Source organism: Streptomyces sp. NPDC051963, assembly GCF_044593495.1.
GTDB lineage: Bacteria > Actinomycetota > Actinomycetes > Streptomycetales > Streptomycetaceae > Streptomyces.
In genome coordinates this window covers 73179-90449 of sequence record NZ_JBIUCC010000008.1, presented here as the reverse complement: position 1 = coordinate 90449, position 17271 = coordinate 73179, and the positions used below count along the sequence as shown (strand labels likewise).

Here is a 17271-nt window from a genome sequence, read left to right as displayed (position 1 = left end):
TTTCAGCCGGTCCGCACCACCAGCGCCGTCGCCACCGCCATGAGCCCCTCGCCCCGCCCCGGAAATCCCAGACCGTCCGTCGTCGCCCCGGAGACCGACACCGGTGCCCCCGCCGCCTCCGAAAGGATCTTCTGCGCCTCGTCCCGGCGCTTGCCGATCTTCGGCCTGGGTCCGACGACCTGGACGGCGATGTTGCCGACCCGGAACCCCGCCTCGCGGACGATCCGGGCGGCCTCGGTGAGCAGAGTGACCCCGGACGCGCCGGACCACTCGGGCCGACCGGTGCCGAAGTGCTGCCCGAGGTCGCCCAATCCGGCCGCCGAGAAGAGGGCGTTGCACGCGGCGTGGGCGACCACGTCGGCGTCGGAGTGTCCGGCCAGGCCCGGTCCCTCGCCGTCCCATTTCAGGCCGGCGCACCACAGTTCGCGGCCGTCCTCGAAGGCGTGGATGTCGGTGCCGATGCCGACCTGGGGGATCGGTGCGTCAGAAGCCATCGTTCAGCCTCCGGCGGGCGAGGACCGCCTCCGCGAGGACGAGGTCCAGGGGGCGGGTGACCTTGAAGGCCTCCTCGTGGCCGGGCACGACCACGACGCGCAGGCCCAGCTGTTCGACCATGCCGGCGTCGTCGGTGACGTCGGAGGTCACCGACTCGTGCGCCTGGACCAGCGTCGCCCGGTCGAAACCCTGCGGTGTCTGTACGGCCCGGAGACGGGAGCGGTCCGGCGTGGCGACCACCGGCTCGGGGTCGCCCGGCGTCCCGGCCGGCTCGACCTGCTTGACGGTGTCGGCGAGCGGGAGGGCGGGCACCACGGCCGGCGCACCGTCCCGTACCGCCTCGATCACGGCGTCCACCGTGTCCACGGGGACGAGCGGCCGTGCCGCGTCGTGCACCAGAACGACGGAGTAGCCCGGGGGCAGGGCGTCCAGGCCCAGCTTCACCGAATCCTGCCGGGACGCACCGCCGGGCACCACGAGGAAGTCCGTCCGCTCCGGCAGCGCGTGCGCGTCCAGCATGGACTTGACCTCGGCGGTGCCGTCCGGCGGGGCCACGACGACCACGAGGGAGACGGCACGGGAGGCGGCCATCGCGCGCACCGCGTGGATCAGCATGGGGGTCCCGCCCAGCGCACGGAGTGCCTTGGGGGCGCCCGGGCCGAGGCGCACGCCCCGGCCGGCGGCGGGAATCACCGCGGCGGTACGAGCGGTGGACGCGGGCGAAGGGCGCGAATCGTCAGACATCGGTTCCTGTCAGGTTTGTGTGCTCGGCCTACTTGGGTATGGCCACACCGTGCCGGGCGCGACGCCTTGACCGGAACCCTTCCGTGACCCCGGTCGAGCCAGCTGCCCGGGCCCGGCACACCATTATCGGGGGTCCCTTCCCCGACCGTACGGAATGCGTACGACATCACCGCGCGGTGTCAGCGGTAGCTCCGGGCGCGAACATGCCGCAGCGCCCGGCGACAGCAAATACGTCATCGGGCACCGCGGCATTCAATGTTCTGAGCAGTACGGCGTGGTTGTCGCCTGCGTCAGGACGCGAGGACCTCGTCGAGCAGGGCCTCGGCCTTGTCCTCGTTCGTGTTCTCCGCGAGGGCGAGTTCGCTCACCAGGATCTGGCGCGCCTTGGCGAGCATGCGCTTCTCACCGGCGGAGAGTCCACGCTCGCGCTCACGACGCCACAGGTCACGTACGACTTCCGCGACCTTGATGACATCGCCGGAGGCGAGCTTCTCCAGATTTGCCTTGTAACGACGGGACCAGTTCGTGGGCTCCTCGGCGTACGGCGCGCGCAGCACCTCGAAGACCCGGTCCAGCCCGTCCTGACCGACCACATCACGCACGCCGACGAACTCCGCATTGTCCGCTGGCACACGTACCGTCAGGTCACCCTGGGCGACCTTCAGCACCAAGTAGGTCTTGTCCACGCCTTTGATCTGGCGAGTTTCGATGGCCTCGATCAGCGCGGCCCCGTGATGGGGATAGACCACGGTGTCGCCAACCTTGAACGTCATGTGACAGGTACCCCTTCCGTGGCTATCCAGGGTAACACGGAAACGGCGGGTTCTGAATGGCGTTTTCGCAGGTCAGGGCATATCTCGGGGCTTGACAACAGCAACAGGAACGTGCTGCACGAGCCGACCGGAAGACGGTATTCGCAGGTCGGAGCGGCTCTTCGGGCAGAGAGAAACCCGCACGTTACACACATCCGGAGCCCCCTCCAAGTGGACGAACGTCCTCATATGTCCGCTTCCAAGTGCTCGACTTCCGCTACTCCGTTCGGTGCGTGGAGTCGGCTACGAGACGAATCCGGAATTGATCACGGGTGGCCGACTCGCCGGTCGGTGATCAATTCTCCGGACGGCCGCGCATTCCTTCACGAAAATTTGCGCGCGGGTGGTTCGGGTATGTCGGCGTGTTGTCGGTCGCGTTGTCGGCCACTTGATCTCGGCCACTTATGTGAATGGCGGACTGGTGTCGCGGCTAAGTGACTCACGGGTCACTTCTGCGGGTACGCCGACTGCCGCCTGCTGAGGGAAGCCGGCCTCTTGGGGAGGGTCGGGTGCGGTCGCGCGGGAACGGCTCGGTAACCTAAGGCCGCTGACAGACACTTAGGGCGGCTTTATGCGCCCTCCTCGTTCGAGTCAAGGAGTTGCCGCCGCCGTGAGCAGCAGCCTTCGACGCGGTGCCCTCGCGGCCGCCGCCATCGCGTTCTCGATCGCCTCGCTCTCCGCGTGTGCGGCCGGCAACAACGCCCAGACCCTGGAAGTCAAGCCGGACAACGCCGCCACGACGGTCGGCGACATCAAGATCCAGAACGCCGTCGTCATCACCCAGCCCGACGCCGAGTCCACCGGCCCCGCCGCGGTCGCCGCGACCCTGTTCAACAGCGGCGACACCGCGCAGACGCTCGACTCCATCACCGTGGACGGCGCCGGCACCGCCAAGCTGACCCCGGCCAAGGGCAAGAACTTCTCCATCCCGGCCGGCGGCTCGCTGATCCTCGGCGGCAAGGGCAACGCCTCCGCCGTCCTGTCCGGCAGCAGCGAGGCCATGGAGGACGGCGACGTCCAGAAGACCACCTTCACCTTCAGCACGACCGGCGACGTGAGCCTCCAGGCCTTCGTCGTCCCGGCCGAGAGCTACTTCTCCAGCTGGGGCCCGACCGAGGTGCCGGCGGCGCCGGGCGGCTCGTCGCCCTCCTCGCAGAAGCCGGGCGAGGGCACCTCCGGCTCGCCGACGGACACGGCGACCGGCACCCCGGCCGAGTCGGAGACCGGCGCCCAGAGCGGCACGCCGACCGACGCGGCCTCCGCGAGCGCCACGGCCACCGGCTCCGCCTCGAACGAGGCCGCCGGCCACTGAGCAGCCGTACACGGACGAAGGGCGGGACCTCCGGAGAGGTCCCGCCCTTCGGCGTCGTACCGAATCGGTTTACGGCTCGAACTTGTAGCCGAGCCCACGCACCGTCACCAGGTACCGGGGCGCGCCCGGGTCCGGCTCGATCTTGGCGCGGAGGCGCTTGACGTGGACGTCGAGGGTCTTGGTGTCGCCGACGTAGTCGGCGCCCCAGACGCGGTCGATGAGCTGCATACGGGTCAGGACGCGGCCGGCGTTGCGCAGGAGCATCTCCAGGAGGTCGAACTCCTTGAGGGGGAGGTCGACCTTGGAGCCGGAGACGGTGACGACGTGGCGGTCGACGTCCATGCGGACGGGGCCGGCCTCCAGGGCCGCCGGGGTGACCTCCTCGGGCTCGCCGCGGCGGCGCAGGACGGCCCGGATGCGGGCGACCAGCTCGCGCGAGGAGAACGGCTTGGTGACGTAGTCGTCGGCTCCTATTTCGAGGCCCACGACCTTGTCGATCTCGCTGTCCTTGGCGGTCACCATGATGACGGGGACATTGGAGCGGCCGCGCAGCTGGCGGCACACCTCGGTGCCCGGCAGGCCGGGCAGCATCAGGTCGAGGAGGACGAGGTCGGCGCCGTTGCGCTCGAACTCGTCGAGTCCGTCGGGCCCGGTGGTCGCGACGGCGACCTCGAAGCCCTCTTTGCGGAGCATGTATGACAGGGCGTCGGAGAAGGACTCCTCGTCCTCGACGACGAGCACTCGGGTCACGGAAGGACCTCCGGGGCGGGAAGCGGTTCGTACTGGGATGGATCAGAGGATGGGACGGTGGCGGACTGCCCGGCCTCGTCGTCGAGGGCGGGGTGCTGCTGTGCGCGGTCACGGGCCACACCCGCCTCCGGCAGCCGCAGAGTGAACGTGGAGCCCTGTCCCTCGGAACTCCACACCGAGACCTCCCCGCCGTGCGAGGCGGCCACGTGTTTGACGATCGCCAGCCCGAGGCCCGTACCGCCCGTGGCACGGGAGCGGGCGGGGTCGACGCGGTAGAAGCGCTCGAAGACGCGCTCCTTGTCCTTCTCCGAGATGCCGATGCCCTGATCGGTCACGGCGATCTCGATACTGGCGCCGCCGGACGCGGTCACCTTGCGGGCGGCTATGCCGACGCGGGTCCGGGCGGGCGAGTAGTTGACGGCGTTCTCGACGAGGTTGCCGAGGGCGGCGGCGAGCTGGCCGCGGTTGCCCCAGACATGCAGGTCGGCGGTGCCCGCCCGTCTCCCACCACCACCCTCGATCGAAGGCCCTCCGGGCCCCCCGATTGCCGCGGCCATGGTGATCTGCTTGGTGCCTGCCGCGTGCCGGCAGCGGTCGATGGCCTCGGCGACCAGCTCGTCCACCCGGACGGGCTCGGCGTCCTCGAGCGGATCGTCGTTCTGCACCCGTGACAGGTCGATGAGCTCCTGGACCAGGTTGGTCAGGCGGGTGGCCTCTATCTGCATACGGCCGGCGAAACGCTCCACTGCCTCCGGATCGTCCGAGGCGTCCATGACGGCCTCGGAGAGGAGGGAGAGAGCGCCCACCGGCGTCTTCAGCTCATGGCTGACGTTCGCGACGAAGTCGCGCCGTACCGCCTCGATGCGTCTGGCCTCGGTGAGGTCCTCGACGAGGAGGAGCACCAGGCGGGAGCCGAGAGGTGCGACCCGGGCGGAGACCGCGAGGGCCTCTCCGCGGCCGGTGCCGCGCCGGGGGAGGTCCAGCTCGACCTGCCGTATCTCTCCGTCGCGCCGGGTGTCGCGGGCCATCTGGAGCATCGGCTCGACGGCCAGCTTGCCGCCGCGGACCAGGCCCAGGGCGTACGCCGCCGAGCTGGCCTTGACGACGGCGTCCCCCTCGTCGAGGACGACGGCCGAGGAGCGCAGCACGGACAGGACCGTGTCGACGCCCGGCGGAAGGACCGGGTCGGTGTGCAATGAGGTCCTCGTGGGTCGCTTCTGGTCGCGTTCGCTCCAGCGGAACGCCAGCATGGCGATGACGCCGGTGAGCACACCGGCGATCGCTGCCGCTGCGGCGACCGCCGCGTTCACGTCCATGCACCCAGGTTAGGCATGGCAGCCTCGGTGGCCACAGCCATCGGAGTGCGACCTCGAACACTCGTCGCCCAGAGTTCACCTTGGAGCTAGGGTTGGTTCATTTGGGGTGGCGAAAACGGACGCGTGCAGGCCGGATCGTATGAGCGTGGGGTGCGAAGCGCCGGTTTCAGCAGGACCTACACACCGGGCCCGGCCCCCGGCAGCCACTGAAACAGACGTACGAGAGGAACCCTGATGCGGGACGCGTACCACGAGGAACTCGACTCGATCGGTGACGGTCTGGTCGAGATGGCCCGGCTGGTCGGATCAGCGATCGGGCGCGCCACGACGGCGATCCTCGACTCCGACCTGAAGCTGGCCGAGAGCGTCATCGAGGGCGACAAGAAGGTCGACGAGCTCCAGCACGACCTGGAGGCCAGGGCCATAGCCCTGCTGGCGCGCCAGCAGCCGGTGGCGACGGACCTGCGCATCGTCGTCACCTCACTGCGGATGTCCGCCGACCTGGAGCGCTCGGGCGACCTGGCCCAGCACGTGGCCAAGCTGGCCCGGCTGCGCTTCCCGGAGCGCGCGGTCCCCCACGACCTGCACGCCACCATCCTGGAGATGGGCCAGCTCGCCCAGCGTCTGATGGCGAAGGCCGCCGAGGTCATCATCACCAAGGACGTCGACCTGGCGTTGCAGCTGGAGTCGGACGACGACGCCATGGACCTGCTGCACCGCACGCTCTTCCAGCACCTGCTGGACGACAAGTGGCAGCACGGCATCGAGACCGCCGTCGACGTCACCCTGCTCGGCCGCTACTACGAGCGCTACGCCGACCACGCCGTGGCCGTCGCCAAGCGCGTTGTGTTCCTTGTCACAGGCGAGCACGCGGACGAGCTCCAGCCCGACATCCAGCCGGACATCCAGCCGGCGCCGGGCACCGAGGGCGCCTGAGACTCGACGGATTTCCGCACGGGGGCGTGCGACAGAGCCTCCGTGCGCCGTTGATGCGACCTGCGTGGCGGGCATGGAATGGGCACAGGTACCAGCATCCAGGAGGGACCATGGCCGAATCCCCCAGCACGCCCGGTACGACACCCGACCCCACGCAGGAACGTCCGACCGAGCAGCCCGCCGAGATCAGGAGCCTGACCTTGATCGGCGCGTGCGGTTGCGGCTCGGGCTGCCAGTGCGGATGCCAGTCCGGCAATCCGTGCCAGTGCGGCTGATCGAGCAGTTCTCCGGAGGGGCCCCGGCATCGCGCCGGGGCCCCTCCTGCGTTGGTCGGTACGGCCGTACGGGCGCAGCATGGAGGAAGAGCGGGCGAGCGCACTCGCGGGAAGCGCGAAGGAGGTGCGAGGCCATGGCTCAGTTCATGGACGTACACCACAACATGAAGGGCATCACGGCCGATCAGCTGCGCGAGGCCCACAACGCGGACCTCGCCGTGGAGAAGGACGAGCGCGTGCACTTCGAGCGGGCCTGGGCCGACCCGGAGTCCGGACTCGTCTACTGCCTCTCCGAGGCCCCCTCGGCCGAGGCGGTCCAGCGCGTCCACGAGCGCGCGGGGCACAAGGCCGACGAGGTCCATGCGGTCCCGCTGTCGATCTGACGGCCGGCGCATCAGAGGTGCTCACGCCACCACGGGACACCGGGCGAGGGTACGGGGATGACCTGCGCCCGGCTCACGATCCTCGCGTCGAGCACAGCGACCAGCCTGCGCAGCTCACGCGCCGACCTGGCCGGCAGGGCGTGCAGGACCTCTTCGAGGACGTCGCGGGAGTAGTCGGGCTCGCAGCACTCGGCGAGACCGCATCGGGTGACGGCGAACGGTTCGGGGGCGATAGCCCTCAGGGGGCCGTGGGCAAGGGCCGACCAGGACCGGAAGGCCCTGGCAGTGGTGCCTGCGCCGAACCGCTGCCGCTCCAGCCGGCGGATATCGGCCGCGCACCCGGCCGAGAGACGGCCGATCTGCGGATCCAGGAAGCGGACACGGTCGGGTCGGAAGCGCACGGGCAGATCGCGCCGTACGACGGACGGGGGCCTACGCGGCATCTCCCTTGCGGTGTCGGGTCATGGCCCGGAGGTTAGCGGGAGGTGTCACCGGTGCCCCACCGAATTTCACGTCACCGGGGAGCCGATGGCGAGCAGATTGCCCTCGCTGTCCCGGAACCAGGCACCACGCTCGCCGCGTGCGCCGGTGCTCGGGTAGTTGCCGTCGACTTCGAGGATCCCGTCCCGGGTCCGGCCGCCGCCGTACAGCGCGGGCATCTCGACATCCTCGAACTCCACGCCACGCGACTTGAGTTCGGCCACGACCGCGTCGACGTCGTCGACCTTCCACCCCATCTGGGTGAAGGTGCCGGGCGAGGTCCCCGTCGACTCGAACACCACGAACTCCACCCCACCGGTCCGGTACTTCAGCCCGCCGGGCCGCTCCTCCACGGGGTCGAGCCCGAGCCGCTCGGAGTAGAAGCGCCGAGCCCGCTCCAGATCCTGCGCGGGCAGCCGGGTCGCCGGGGTCGCCCCGGCCAACGGGTTGGTGCGATCTGCGTCCGCTGCGTTCACTGCATCCATACATCCACTGTGCCGCGGGCGGGGCCGGGATGCCGTACGAACCAGCCCCCCGGCCCGGGGTGGAGGTAGCTGCACCCTTGATTCGGTGGGGCACTCCATGGTTCCGGCAGGCGTACGGCGACATCGTTGTAGCCAGCAGACCCCCAGGGCCGGCAGATCCCATAGCCCACCAGATCCCATAGGCCGGCAGTCCTCATCCGGAAGGAACTCCCATGAACGCGCTGCTCTCCTCACCGACCGGCACCACGGTGGACGCCCTGACCGGGGCCCCCGGCGAGACCGAACTCGCCCCGCTGCTCACCGCCTGGGATCAGGCCCACGCCACCGTTCCCGACCCCGAGTGGCGCCACCTGCTGGACGAGATCGTCCACCCCGCCACCACCGAGGCGTTCCACCGCCTGGCCGAGGCCGCGGCTTGAGCCCCTGGGCCTCGGAATGCCGACGGAGTTCCGTCGTGCCACGCTGAGATCGGGGATCCAGCCAGTCCGGGCCGCTCGACCGCCCGGATGGCCCTGCCAGCCAAGGAGGCCGACATGGCCAGTGATGCCACCCGACCCGGATGGGCCGACACCGATCCGCGTCCCTGGCACGGGCCCACATCCGGTGCCACCGTCCTCGCCGCAGCGCTGATGATCTTCGGTGGGGCGATGGCGCTCTTCGAGGGCATCGCCGCCGTCGCCGAGGACGACCTGTTCCTCGCCACACGCCACTACGTCTTCGAGTTCAGCCTGGCGGGCTGGGGCTGGGTCCACCTGATCCTGGGAATCGTCCTCATCCTCGCGGGATGCGCCGTCCTCACCGGAGCCCTGTGGGCACGCTTCTTCGGTGTGACCGTGGCCGGGTTGGGCGCCTTCGCCAACTTCCTCTGGGTGCCGTACTACCCCCTGTGGGCGCTGTCGCTGGTCGCCATCAACATCTTCATCGTGTGGGCGTTGTGCACGGGGATGCACAGGGAAGCGGAGAGCGGGCGGAGGGTCTGACGGGGAAGTGCCCGATGAGGGCCCCGGCCCACCGAAAAGCCCCCTACCGGCGGACAATCCGCAGGCAGGGGGCTTCTTCAGTGCGGGCTACTTCTTCTTGCCCTGATTCTTGACCGCCTCGATAGCCGCCGCGGCGGCCTCGGGGTCGAGGTACGTGCCGCCGGGGTTGAGCGGCTTGAAGTCGGCGTCGAGCTCGTAGGCCAGCGGGATGCCCGTCGGGATGTTCAGGCCCGCGATGTCGGCGTCGGAGATGCCGTCGAGGTGCTTGACGAGGGCGCGCAGGGAGTTGCCGTGGGCGGCGACCAGGACCGTGCGGCCGGACAGGAGGTCGGGGACGATGCCGTCGTACCAGTACGGGAGCATGCGGATGACGACGTCCTTGAGGCACTCCGTGCGGGGGCGGAGCTCCGGCGGGATGGAGGAGTAGCGGGGGTCGTCGCTCTGCGAGAACTCCGTGCCGTCCTCGAGCGGGGGCGGCGGGGTGTCGTAGGACCGGCGCCACAGCATGAACTGCTCCTCGCCGAACTCGGCGAGGGTCTGGGCCTTGTCCTTGCCCTGGAGGGCGCCGTAGTGGCGCTCGTTCAGGCGCCAGCTGCGGTGGACCGGGATCCAGTGGCGGTCCGCGGATTCGAGGGCCAGCTGGGCCGTGCGGATCGCGCGCTTCTGGAGGGACGTGTGGACCACGTCGGGGAGAAGGTCGGCGTCCTTCAGGAGCTCGCCGCCGCGGACTGCCTCCTTCTCGCCCTTCTCGTTGAGGTTGACGTCCACCCAGCCGGTGAACAGGTTCTTCGCGTTCCATTCGCTCTCGCCGTGGCGGAGGAGGATCAGCTTGTACGGTGCGTCGGCCATGCGCCCGAGCGTAATCGAAGCCCTTGATCGGTTGTGCGGCCGCCCGTAGAGCGGACGGTTGACGGGATCTGTTAATTCAGTGGCCCGGAGCGACAGCGTCCTCGTAATTTGTGCTCACCGCCTGAGCCGCTTACACCCAGTTCACTGCCGTGGGGGATCACGATGTCGCTCGCCTCGCTGAGACGCGCCACCCGAGAAACCGTCTCCGGACTCCCCCGCGAGTTCTGGTGGCTGTGGACCAGCACCCTCGTCAACCGGCTCGGCGGCTTCGTAGCCACCTTCATGGCGCTCTACCTCACACTCGACCGCGGCTACTCCGCCTCGTACGCCGGTCTGGTCGCCGCGCTCCACGGCCTCGGCGGAGTCATCTCCTCCGTCGGCGCGGGCGTACTGACGGACCGTCTCGGGCGGCGGCCGACCCTGCTCGTGGCGCAGGCCTCGACGGCCGGCTCGGTCGCGCTGCTGGGCTTTGTGCACCATCCGCTCGCCATCGCGGCCGTCGCGTTCCTGGTGGGGATGGCGAGCAACGCCTCCCGGCCCGCCGTGCAGGCGATGATGGCCGACATCGTCCGCCCCGAGGACCGTGTCCGGGCCTTCTCGCTCAACTACTGGGCGATCAACCTCGGGTTCGCCGTCTCCTCCATGGCGGCCGGCTTCATCGCCGAGTTCAGCTACCGCGCCGGCTTCCTGATCGAGGCAGGCATGACCATGATCTGCGCGATCGTGGTCTTCCTGAAGCTGCCGGAGTCCCGCCCCGAGCGCACCCCGGCCGAGCAGGCGGCGGACGAGACCGGACTCGGCACGGTCCTGCGCGACGGCCGTTTCATGGGCGTCGTCGGCCTGTCCTTCCTGGTCGCGCTGATCTTCCAGCAGGGCATGGTGGGCCTGCCGGTGGCGATGGGCGAGGCCGGATTCACCCCGGCCGACTACGGCATGGCGATCGCCGTCAACGGCGTCCTGATCGTCGCCCTACAGATCCCGGTCACCCGCTTCATCGAGCACCGCGACCCTCGCCGCCTCCTCGTGATCTCCTCCCTCCTCGCCGGGTACGGCTTCGGCCTCACCGCCTTCGCCGGTTCCGTCGGCGTCTTCGCGCTCACGGTCTGCGTCTGGACGCTGGCCGAGATCGTCAACGCCCCGACCCAGACCGGGCTCGTCGTGCGCCTGTCGCCGCTGCACGGCCGCGGGCGCTACCAGGGCATGTACACCATGTCCTGGGCGGTGGCCTCCCTCGTCGCCCCGCTGATGTCCGGTCTCGTCATCGACCGGTGGGGTGCGGAGTGGTTGTGGGGGCTGTGCGCGGTCGTCGGGACGGGAGCAGGCATCGGGTACGGCTTCCTCATGCGGCGGCTTCCGGCGGAGGGGGCGGCCGTGCAGACGCCCCTCAAGAAGGCGGAGGTCAACGCCGCGTAACCGCTCACGGATGCATCCGCGCCCCCTTAACCGCCTTGTCCACCGCGTTCCGCGGCCCGTACACCGCCATCCCCACCAGGTCCAGCTCCCCCGTCGGCACGGCACGCACCGCCGCCCGGTTGTCGCGGTCGTTGCCGGTCGTGAAGAGGTCGGAGGTGAAGACGGCGCGCGGGAGGGCTCGGGAGAGCACGCGCGCGTGGGATGCCGTCAGGGTCTCCTTGGTGGCCTCGAAGACCAGGACGGGCTGGCGGAACATGGGGAGGTAGAGGACGCCGTCCGCGTCCTCGTAGGGCTCGCCGATCACCTCGGGGACCTGTGCGCCCAGGCCGCTGACCAGGAACGCGGTGACGTTCAGGCGCTGCCAGGGCTCCAGGTCCTCGCGCAGCAGGACGGCGATCTTCGTGTCGAAGCGAATCGGTTCGGTGCTCGTGGTCATACGTCGAGACTGCCGACCGTCCTACGGCACCGTCTTGTACGTTCTTTGCATGGCCCCGCAGCGTGATGTCTCCGCGTGGCGCCCGCGTATCCCGGGCGTCGTGGAGGTGTTCCACGCGCACTTCACGGAGTACGCCTATCCGATGCACGTGCACGAGGCCTGGACGCTGCTCATCGTGGACGACGGCGCCGTGCGGTACGACCTGGACCGGCATGAGCACGGCACCCCGCTCGACACGGTGTCCCTGCTGCCCCCGCACGTCCCGCACAACGGCTCCCCCGCCACCGCGCACGGCTTCCGCAAGCGCGTCCTCTACCTCGACGCGACCCATCTGACCGATGACCTCATCGGGCCCGCCGTCGACTCGCCCGACCTGCGTGATCCGGTGCTCCGGCAGCGGGTGGGCCGGCTGCACTCCGCGCTCGCCCTTCCCGGCGACGAGCTGGAGGCCGAGAGCCGGCTGACGCTCGTCGGGGAGCGGCTGAGGGAGCATCTGCGGGCGCGGTCGACCGCCGGGGAGCGCCGGGATCCGGCCCTCGCCCGCCGTCTGCGCGAACTGCTCGACGCGCACGTCGCCGAGGGCCTGACCCTCGACGCGGCCGCACAGCTGCTGCATGCCCACCCCGCCCACCTGGTACGGGCGTTCAGCACCGCCTACGGCATCGCCCCGCACCAGTACCTCAACTCCTGCCGCGTCGACCGCGCCCGCGCCCTGCTGCTGCGCGGCGCGAGCCCGGCCGAGACGGCGACCGCGACCGGGTTCTACGACCAGGCCCATCTCACGCGGCACTTCAAGAAGTTGGTGGGTGTGACCCCGGGGCGCTATCGCATCAGCTCGCGCTGAGCGTCGTACAGATTGCGCGGTCGTACGGCGTCCGTGGTGCCGTACAGCTCCAGTCGGGAGTGCAGGTCGCCGGTGAAGTCGGGGACGTCGATCTGGTCGAACTCGCGCACCTCGTTGATGCCGACCGTGGCGGAGTAGGGCGCCAGGCCGTCGATCTTCATCAGGCCCGCGCGGCCGTTGGTCACCCGGATGTTCCAGTGGGTGAAGCGGGCGCCGAACAGCGGTCCCGCGATCGCGTCGCCGCCGTGGCGGCCGTTGTTGTCGACGGTGATGTCGGTGCGGACGTTCGCGAAGGGCAGGCCGCGATGCGAGTCGAAGGTGCCCATCCGCATGTCGCCACGTGACCAGACGTTGTAGGAGGACAGGCCCTCGACGTTGATGCCGTGCAGTTGGGTGCCGGTCGGGGCCGGGTCCGTGCGCTGCTCGATCGTGAAGTCCTCGACGAGGTTGTCGTGCGAGCCCTCGCGGCAGAAGTACGGGTGGTGGGCGCCGCGGCCCGACACGCGGGTGCGGCGCAGGGTGCAGGCGGAGGCGGCGACCAGGCCGAAGCCGTTGTCGACATGACGGACCGTCACATCGTCCACCCAGCAGTCGTAGGCGCATTGGAGTACGACGCCGTTGTACCCCTTGTCGAGGAGGTGCGGCTGCTGCGGGGTCTGCAGCGCCTCCAGGGTGAGGCCCTCGACCCCCGAGCCCGTCAACTCCTCGACATGCGTGGTCAGTCGCGGGTCCCATTCGGGGCGTACGTCGAGCGGGAGCGGGCGTTCGAGGGTGACCTTGCGGCCGCGGACGTGGGCGATGCGGACGGGCCACTCGTAGGGGACGTACGAGGTCAGCTTCGTCATGCCGGCCCAGTTGTACGCCTCGGGGCCGGGGCCGCCGCCGCACATGTGCTCCAGGAGCGTGTGGTCGGGGTCGTCGGCGAGACGGAGAAGGACGACGGCGCCGGCGCGGAGCCTCGACGGGTCCGCGACGGTGATCGTCCAGGAGCCCTGGCGGGCGGGTTCGACGGTCGTCAGCGTCCGCCATTCGTCGCGCTTGTTGCCGGTCCAGCCCTCGAAGGGCCAGGCCTTCGCCTTGATCGCGGCGGTGAGGGAGTCCCAACGGGCCTTCGGCGCAAGCCAGATCAGGCCGCCCGCCCAGGACCAGGACGACTTGTCGCCGCCGTAGCGCGATCCGTAGGCACCGATGAGTTCGGTGAGGTTCTTCGTCGCGTACAGCGTCGTACGGCCGCTGCCGGCGCCCCGCAGGACGACGTTCGAGTCGCCGATGCGGATCACGTCGTCGATACGGAAGGTGCCCGGCGGGATGGAGACCGTGCCACCACCGGCCCGTCCGGCAGCGGCGATGGCACGGTTGATGGCGGGGGCGGAGTCGGTCGTGCCGTCCGCCACCGCGCCGTGGTCGCGTACGTCGGCGACGACCGGGCGGCGCGGGAAACGGGACGCTCCGCGGTGGCAGCCCGCCCGGCCGACGTACGGGATCTGCGGGTGGGCGAAGGGCGCTCGGGTGAACTCCCGCCAGAGGGTGGGGACTTCGGCGGCGTTCGCCGTTCCGCCGGTCGCCACGGTGGCCGCCACCGCGGTGGCGGCGGTGAGCAAGGTGCGTCTGGTGACTCCTGTGGCATACCAGTGGCTCATGTCCGATCGCCCTTCCACGCGACTCTTCACGGATGTGAACGACGTTCATATCTGCGTCGGCGGTGAGCATGACACGAGACCCCCGCGCCTGGAAGGGGTCACGCAGGGGTTGGTTGGCCAGGTCGTACCTGGAATCAGTGGGAAGGTCGCTCGATCAGATGCGTGAACGCATCCAGATTGCGGGTCGATTCACCGCGCGACACCCGCCACTCGTACTCCTTGCGGATCGCGGACGCGAAACCGAGCTCCAGGAGGGTGTTGAAGGAGCCGTCCGCCGCCTCCAGGACCTGACCGAGGAGCCGGTCGATCTCGTCCGGGGTGACGGCGGCCAGGGGGAGCTTGGCGGTGACGTAGATGTCGCCGAGCGGGTCGACGGCGTAACTCACGCCGTACAGCTTGAGGTTGCGCTCCAGGAGCCAGCGGTGGACTCCGCCTTCGTTCTCGTCGGGGTGGCGGACGACGAAGGCGTTGAGGGAGAGCGAGTGGCGTCCGACGAGGAGGGAGACGGTCGTCGACAGCTTGCGGGTGCCGGGGAGCTTCACGACGTAGTTGCCGGGCTCGGGGCTCTCCCACTCGAGTTCGGCATCCTTCAGGAAACCCTCGATGACCTGCGCTGCCTTCGGTGCCTCAGCCATGCAGCGAGCGTACGCGACGGCGGTACGCCTGCGTCGCGGCCGTGTAGACGTCCGCCGTGGCGGCGGCCGAGGTGTCCCAGCCGAAGGACTGCGCATGGCGGGCGGCGGCCGCGCCCATGCGCACCGCCAGTGCGGGGTCGTCGGCGATGTCGCCCAGCACGCGCGCGTAGTCGACGGGGTTGTGTCCCTGGACGAGGAATCCGGTACGTCCGTCCTGCACCGCCACCGGAAGCCCGCCCACCGAGGCCGCGAGCACCGGCGTGCCCGCCGCCTGCGCCTCGATGGCGACCAGCCCGAAGGACTCGCTGTAGGACGGCATGACCAGGACCGATGCGGCCCGGAACCAGTCGGCGAGCTGGTCCTGGCCGACGGGCGGGCGGAACCGTACGACGTCCGCGACCCCGAGCCGGGCGGCCAGCTTCTGGAGGCCCTCCGGCTTGGCGAGCCCGCTGCCGCTGGGGCCGCCGACGACGGGGACCACGATGTTGCCGCGCAGCTCGGGGCGCTCGTCGAGGAGGACGGCCACCGCGCGCAGGAGCACATCCGGTGCCTTCAGGGGCTGGATGCGGCCCGCGAAGAGCGGGATCAGGGCGTCCTGCGGGAGTCCGAGACGGGCGCGGGCGGCGGCGCGGCCGTCGGCCGGGCTGAAGCGGCCGAGGTTGACGCCGGGGTGGACCACGGCGACCTTGTCGCGCTCGGCGGCGTAGTGCCGTACCAGCTCCTCGGCCTCCTCCGCGGTGTTGGCGATGAGCCGGTCGGCGGCGGCGACGATCTGCGTCTCGCCGATGACGCGGGCGGCGGGCTCGGGGGTATCGCCGTCGGCCAGGTTGGCGTTCTTCACCTTGGCCATGGTGTGCATCGCGTGCACCAGGGGGACGCCCCAGCGCTGGGCGGCGAGCCAGCCGACGTGGCCGGAGAGCCAGTAGTGGGAGTGCACGAGGTCGTAGTAGCCGGGGCGGTGACCGGCCCAGGCCTGCATGACGCCGTGCGTGAAGGCGCACAGCTGGGCCGGGAGCTCCTCCTTGGCGAGGCCCTCGTAGGGGCCCGCGTCGACGTGGCGGACGAGGACGCCCGGGGCCAGTTCGACGGTCGGGGGGAGGGCTGCGGTGGTCGCCCGCGTGAAGATCTCGACCTCGATGTTGATGGCGGCGAGGCGCTGCGCCAGCTCCACGATGTAGACGTTCATGCCGCCGGCGTCGCCGGTGCCCGGCTGGTGGAGCGGTGAGGTGTGCACGGAGAGCATCGCGACGCGACGGGGACGACGGTGCAGCCGCAGCCGCGAGTGCGCGGCCGGGGAGCGCCGACCGAGCCTGCTGACGTACTGGCTCACGTGGCGTTCCTCCTCGTTCCGGGCATGCCTTCGGGAGGACGTCGGGGCCCTCCAGAGGAGGAACACCGGACGTTGGCACTCCATTTCCGGTTCGGGGGTCTTTGCCGAATCATTACCGGTGGTCGCTCAACCGTTCGATGGTGGAGTGCGTTCGCATACCCTCGTACCCATGTCATCCCACGCACCCGCCCTCCCCGCTGTGGGCACGGTGACGCGCGGCACCACGAACCCGAACCGGCTCCGCCGCATGGACCGCTGGATCGCGGCCACGCACGGCGCCGAACTGCGCCGCGGCAGCGACCCGGTCGCGATCGACCTCGGCTACGGCGCGGCCCCCTGGACGGCCGTCGAACTGCTCGGCCGCCTCCGCACGGTCGCGCCACGCGCGCGTGTCGTCGGCATCGAGATCGAGCCGGCGAGGGTCGGGGCGGCACAGCCGTACGAACGCGAGGGCCTGACGTTCCGGCACGGCGGCTTCGAGATCCCCGTCCCCCAGCGGCCGTTGCTCATCCGCGCCGCCAACGTCCTGCGGCAGTACGACGAGGGCGAGGTCGCCGCCGTCTGGGAGCGGCTGTGCGCACGGCTCGCCCCCCGGGCGGACGGCTCCGGCGGCGGACTGCTCGTCGAGGGCACCTGCGACGAGATCGGACGACGTCACGTGTGGGTGGCGCTCGGTCCTGAGGGGCCGCGCACCGTCACGTTCGCGACCCGACTCGGCTCCTTGGAGCGGCCGTCCGACCTCGCCGAGCGCCTCCCGAAGGCGCTCATCCACCGCAACGTTCCGGGCGAACCGGTCCACGCCTTTCTGCGCGACTTCGACCGGGCCTGGGCGGCCGCCGCGCCCTACGCGTCCTACGGCGCACGACAGCGCTGGATCCGCGCGGTCGGGGACCTGACCGCCGACTGGCCGGTGACGGACGGGCCGATGCGCTGGCGACAGGGTGAAGTGACCGTGCGGTGGGCGGCGTTGGCGCCCCGGCTTTGACGGCTTGGGGCTCAGGCTCTGAACGGATTGGGGCTCAGGTTCTGATGACTTGGGGCTCAGGACCCGACGGGTTTCCCTCTCGTTTCCCCGGACTGCCGCGCAGGCGGGAACGATCTCCATGAGTCGTTCGTCACAGAGACGGGGAGATCGTCGTACCAGGGGCTGAATGGG

At 70.3% G+C, this 17271-nt stretch carries 20 protein-coding genes; 8 read left to right on the top strand and 12 right to left on the bottom strand.

Translation table 11 applies throughout. From position 1 onward, the window contains the following. Window positions 1-2: 2 nt before the first annotated feature. From ispF to ACIHFB_RS31775, 3 genes are all read right to left on the bottom strand, one after another. Window positions 3-494, bottom strand: a complete 492-nt coding sequence (ispF, locus tag ACIHFB_RS31785) for a 2-C-methyl-D-erythritol 2,4-cyclodiphosphate synthase (protein ID WP_365275408.1) — start codon at window positions 492-494, stop codon at window positions 3-5. Beyond that, a complete protein-coding gene (gene ispD / locus ACIHFB_RS31780) occupies window positions 484-1239 on the bottom strand; it encodes a 2-C-methyl-D-erythritol 4-phosphate cytidylyltransferase (RefSeq protein WP_400128765.1) in 756 nt (251 codons plus the stop codon). Before ispD ends, ispF begins: the two co-directional genes overlap by 11 nt. Window positions 1240-1529: 290 nt before the next feature. Next, window positions 1530-2012: a CarD family transcriptional regulator gene (locus ACIHFB_RS31775; RefSeq protein WP_003953493.1), complete on the bottom strand. Its 483-nt coding sequence runs from the start codon at window positions 2010-2012 to the stop codon at window positions 1530-1532. A 649-nt stretch (window positions 2013-2661) separates the two neighbouring features. On the opposite strand from ACIHFB_RS31775, the gene ACIHFB_RS31770 reads away from it, so the two are divergent. Continuing rightward, on the top strand, window positions 2662-3363 hold the full coding sequence (locus ACIHFB_RS31770; RefSeq protein WP_400128764.1) for a copper chaperone PCu(A)C: 702 nt from the start codon (window positions 2662-2664) through the stop codon (window positions 3361-3363). A 69-nt stretch (window positions 3364-3432) separates the two neighbouring features. Here the strand turns inward: ACIHFB_RS31770 and ACIHFB_RS31765 are convergent, their stop codons facing one another. Then, window positions 3433-4113, bottom strand: coding sequence for a response regulator transcription factor (locus ACIHFB_RS31765; RefSeq protein ID WP_015659563.1), 681 nt, complete (start codon window positions 4111-4113; stop codon window positions 3433-3435). Further along, window positions 4110-5429, bottom strand: coding sequence for an ATP-binding protein (locus ACIHFB_RS31760; protein ID WP_365275397.1), 1320 nt, complete (start codon window positions 5427-5429; stop codon window positions 4110-4112). Before ACIHFB_RS31760 ends, ACIHFB_RS31765 begins: the two co-directional genes overlap by 4 nt. 234 nt (window positions 5430-5663) lie before the next feature. On the opposite strand from ACIHFB_RS31760, the gene phoU reads away from it, so the two are divergent. Together phoU and ACIHFB_RS31750 are read left to right on the top strand one after the other, a co-directional pair. After that, window positions 5664-6365 carry a phosphate signaling complex protein PhoU gene (gene phoU / locus ACIHFB_RS31755; protein ID WP_400128763.1) on the top strand — a complete coding sequence of 234 codons (702 nt, stop codon included), beginning with the start codon at window positions 5664-5666 and terminating at the stop codon, window positions 6363-6365. Window positions 6366-6774: 409 nt separating this feature from the next. Then, window positions 6775-7023 carry an SCO4226 family nickel-binding protein gene (locus ACIHFB_RS31750; protein ID WP_365275391.1) on the top strand — a complete coding sequence of 83 codons (249 nt, stop codon included), beginning with the start codon at window positions 6775-6777 and terminating at the stop codon, window positions 7021-7023. 11 nt (window positions 7024-7034) lie between these two features. Here the strand turns inward: ACIHFB_RS31750 and ACIHFB_RS31745 are convergent, their stop codons facing one another. Together ACIHFB_RS31745 and ACIHFB_RS31740 are read right to left on the bottom strand one after the other, a co-directional pair. Continuing rightward, a complete protein-coding gene (locus tag ACIHFB_RS31745; protein ID WP_400128762.1) occupies window positions 7035-7466 on the bottom strand; it encodes a hypothetical protein in 432 nt (143 codons plus the stop codon). Window positions 7467-7532: 66 nt separating this feature from the next. Further along, window positions 7533-7988, bottom strand: coding sequence for a VOC family protein (locus tag ACIHFB_RS31740; protein ID WP_365275386.1), 456 nt, complete (start codon window positions 7986-7988; stop codon window positions 7533-7535). 212 nt (window positions 7989-8200) lie between these two features. Between ACIHFB_RS31740 and ACIHFB_RS31735 the strand changes: the two genes are divergently transcribed. Both ACIHFB_RS31735 and ACIHFB_RS31730 read left to right on the top strand, forming a co-directional pair. Beyond that, on the top strand, window positions 8201-8407 hold the full coding sequence (locus ACIHFB_RS31735; RefSeq protein ID WP_400128761.1) for a hypothetical protein: 207 nt from the start codon (window positions 8201-8203) through the stop codon (window positions 8405-8407). Window positions 8408-8617: 210 nt separating this feature from the next. Beyond that, window positions 8618-8968 (top strand): hypothetical protein, encoded by a 351-nt coding sequence (locus ACIHFB_RS31730; protein ID WP_365276752.1) that lies wholly within the window; start codon window positions 8618-8620, stop codon window positions 8966-8968. An 87-nt stretch (window positions 8969-9055) separates the two neighbouring features. On the opposite strand, the gene ACIHFB_RS31725 is transcribed toward ACIHFB_RS31730, so the two are convergent. Then, complete coding sequence (locus ACIHFB_RS31725; RefSeq protein WP_400128760.1) at window positions 9056-9817, bottom strand: phosphoglyceromutase; 762 nt, start codon at window positions 9815-9817, stop codon at window positions 9056-9058. A gap of 162 nt (window positions 9818-9979) precedes the next feature. On the opposite strand from ACIHFB_RS31725, the gene ACIHFB_RS31720 reads away from it, so the two are divergent. After that, the gene (locus ACIHFB_RS31720; protein ID WP_400128759.1) at window positions 9980-11230 is read left to right on the top strand and encodes an MDR family MFS transporter; all 1251 of its coding nucleotides are present in this window, start codon (window positions 9980-9982) and stop codon (window positions 11228-11230) included. Between the two features lie 4 nt (window positions 11231-11234). Here ACIHFB_RS31720 and ACIHFB_RS31715 read toward each other — a convergent pair whose 3' ends face one another. Next, complete coding sequence (locus ACIHFB_RS31715; protein WP_365275375.1) at window positions 11235-11666, bottom strand: DUF2000 domain-containing protein; 432 nt, start codon at window positions 11664-11666, stop codon at window positions 11235-11237. Between the two features lie 49 nt (window positions 11667-11715). Here ACIHFB_RS31715 and ACIHFB_RS31710 point away from each other — a divergent pair, with 49 nt between their 5' ends. Continuing rightward, window positions 11716-12510, top strand: coding sequence for an AraC family transcriptional regulator (locus tag ACIHFB_RS31710; protein ID WP_400128758.1), 795 nt, complete (start codon window positions 11716-11718; stop codon window positions 12508-12510). Here ACIHFB_RS31710 and ACIHFB_RS31705 read toward each other — a convergent pair. The 3 genes from ACIHFB_RS31705 to mshA form a co-directional block, all read right to left on the bottom strand. Next, window positions 12489-14150 (bottom strand): glycosyl hydrolase family 28-related protein, encoded by a 1662-nt coding sequence (locus ACIHFB_RS31705; protein ID WP_400128757.1) that lies wholly within the window; start codon window positions 14148-14150, stop codon window positions 12489-12491. The two genes, ACIHFB_RS31710 and ACIHFB_RS31705, sit on opposite strands and share 22 nt — an antisense overlap. A 134-nt stretch (window positions 14151-14284) precedes the next feature. Continuing rightward, complete coding sequence (locus tag ACIHFB_RS31700) at window positions 14285-14785, bottom strand: YbjN domain-containing protein (RefSeq protein ID WP_400128756.1); 501 nt, start codon at window positions 14783-14785, stop codon at window positions 14285-14287. Further along, window positions 14778-16115: a D-inositol-3-phosphate glycosyltransferase gene (mshA, locus tag ACIHFB_RS31695; RefSeq protein ID WP_365275364.1), complete on the bottom strand. Its 1338-nt coding sequence runs from the start codon at window positions 16113-16115 to the stop codon at window positions 14778-14780. Before mshA ends, ACIHFB_RS31700 begins: the two co-directional genes overlap by 8 nt. A gap of 169 nt (window positions 16116-16284) precedes the next feature. Between mshA and ACIHFB_RS31690 the strand changes: the two genes are divergently transcribed. After that, window positions 16285-17100 carry a class I SAM-dependent methyltransferase gene (locus ACIHFB_RS31690; protein ID WP_365275361.1) on the top strand — a complete coding sequence of 272 codons (816 nt, stop codon included), beginning with the start codon at window positions 16285-16287 and terminating at the stop codon, window positions 17098-17100. The last annotated feature ends 171 nt before the right edge of the window (window positions 17101-17271 follow it).

What these genes read in the sequence shown, in the direction of transcription:
- ispF (WP_365275408.1), bottom strand. Translation starts at nt 494, where the DNA reads ATGGCTTCTGACGCACCGATCCCCCAGGTCGGCATCGGCACCGACATC.
- ACIHFB_RS31690 (WP_365275361.1), top strand. Translation starts at nt 16,285, where the DNA reads ATGTCATCCCACGCACCCGCCCTCCCCGCTGTGGGCACGGTGACGCGC.
- ACIHFB_RS31730 (WP_365276752.1), top strand. Translation starts at nt 8,618, where the DNA reads ATGATCTTCGGTGGGGCGATGGCGCTCTTCGAGGGCATCGCCGCCGTC.
- ACIHFB_RS31715 (WP_365275375.1), bottom strand. Translation starts at nt 11,666, where the DNA reads ATGACCACGAGCACCGAACCGATTCGCTTCGACACGAAGATCGCCGTC.
- phoU (WP_400128763.1), top strand. Translation starts at nt 5,664, where the DNA reads ATGCGGGACGCGTACCACGAGGAACTCGACTCGATCGGTGACGGTCTG.
- ACIHFB_RS31705 (WP_400128757.1), bottom strand. Translation starts at nt 14,150, where the DNA reads ATGAGCCACTGGTATGCCACAGGAGTCACCAGACGCACCTTGCTCACC.
- ACIHFB_RS31735 (WP_400128761.1), top strand. Translation starts at nt 8,201, where the DNA reads ATGAACGCGCTGCTCTCCTCACCGACCGGCACCACGGTGGACGCCCTG.
- ACIHFB_RS31720 (WP_400128759.1), top strand. Translation starts at nt 9,980, where the DNA reads ATGTCGCTCGCCTCGCTGAGACGCGCCACCCGAGAAACCGTCTCCGGA.
- ACIHFB_RS31725 (WP_400128760.1), bottom strand. Translation starts at nt 9,817, where the DNA reads ATGGCCGACGCACCGTACAAGCTGATCCTCCTCCGCCACGGCGAGAGC.
- ACIHFB_RS31760 (WP_365275397.1), bottom strand. Translation starts at nt 5,429, where the DNA reads ATGGACGTGAACGCGGCGGTCGCCGCAGCGGCAGCGATCGCCGGTGTG.
- ACIHFB_RS31750 (WP_365275391.1), top strand. Translation starts at nt 6,775, where the DNA reads ATGGCTCAGTTCATGGACGTACACCACAACATGAAGGGCATCACGGCC.
- ACIHFB_RS31745 (WP_400128762.1), bottom strand. Translation starts at nt 7,466, where the DNA reads ATGCCGCGTAGGCCCCCGTCCGTCGTACGGCGCGATCTGCCCGTGCGC.
- ACIHFB_RS31700 (WP_400128756.1), bottom strand. Translation starts at nt 14,785, where the DNA reads ATGGCTGAGGCACCGAAGGCAGCGCAGGTCATCGAGGGTTTCCTGAAG.
- ACIHFB_RS31740 (WP_365275386.1), bottom strand. Translation starts at nt 7,988, where the DNA reads ATGGATGCAGTGAACGCAGCGGACGCAGATCGCACCAACCCGTTGGCC.
- ACIHFB_RS31775 (WP_003953493.1), bottom strand. Translation starts at nt 2,012, where the DNA reads ATGACGTTCAAGGTTGGCGACACCGTGGTCTATCCCCATCACGGGGCC.
- ispD (WP_400128765.1), bottom strand. Translation starts at nt 1,239, where the DNA reads ATGTCTGACGATTCGCGCCCTTCGCCCGCGTCCACCGCTCGTACCGCC.
- ACIHFB_RS31710 (WP_400128758.1), top strand. Translation starts at nt 11,716, where the DNA reads ATGGCCCCGCAGCGTGATGTCTCCGCGTGGCGCCCGCGTATCCCGGGC.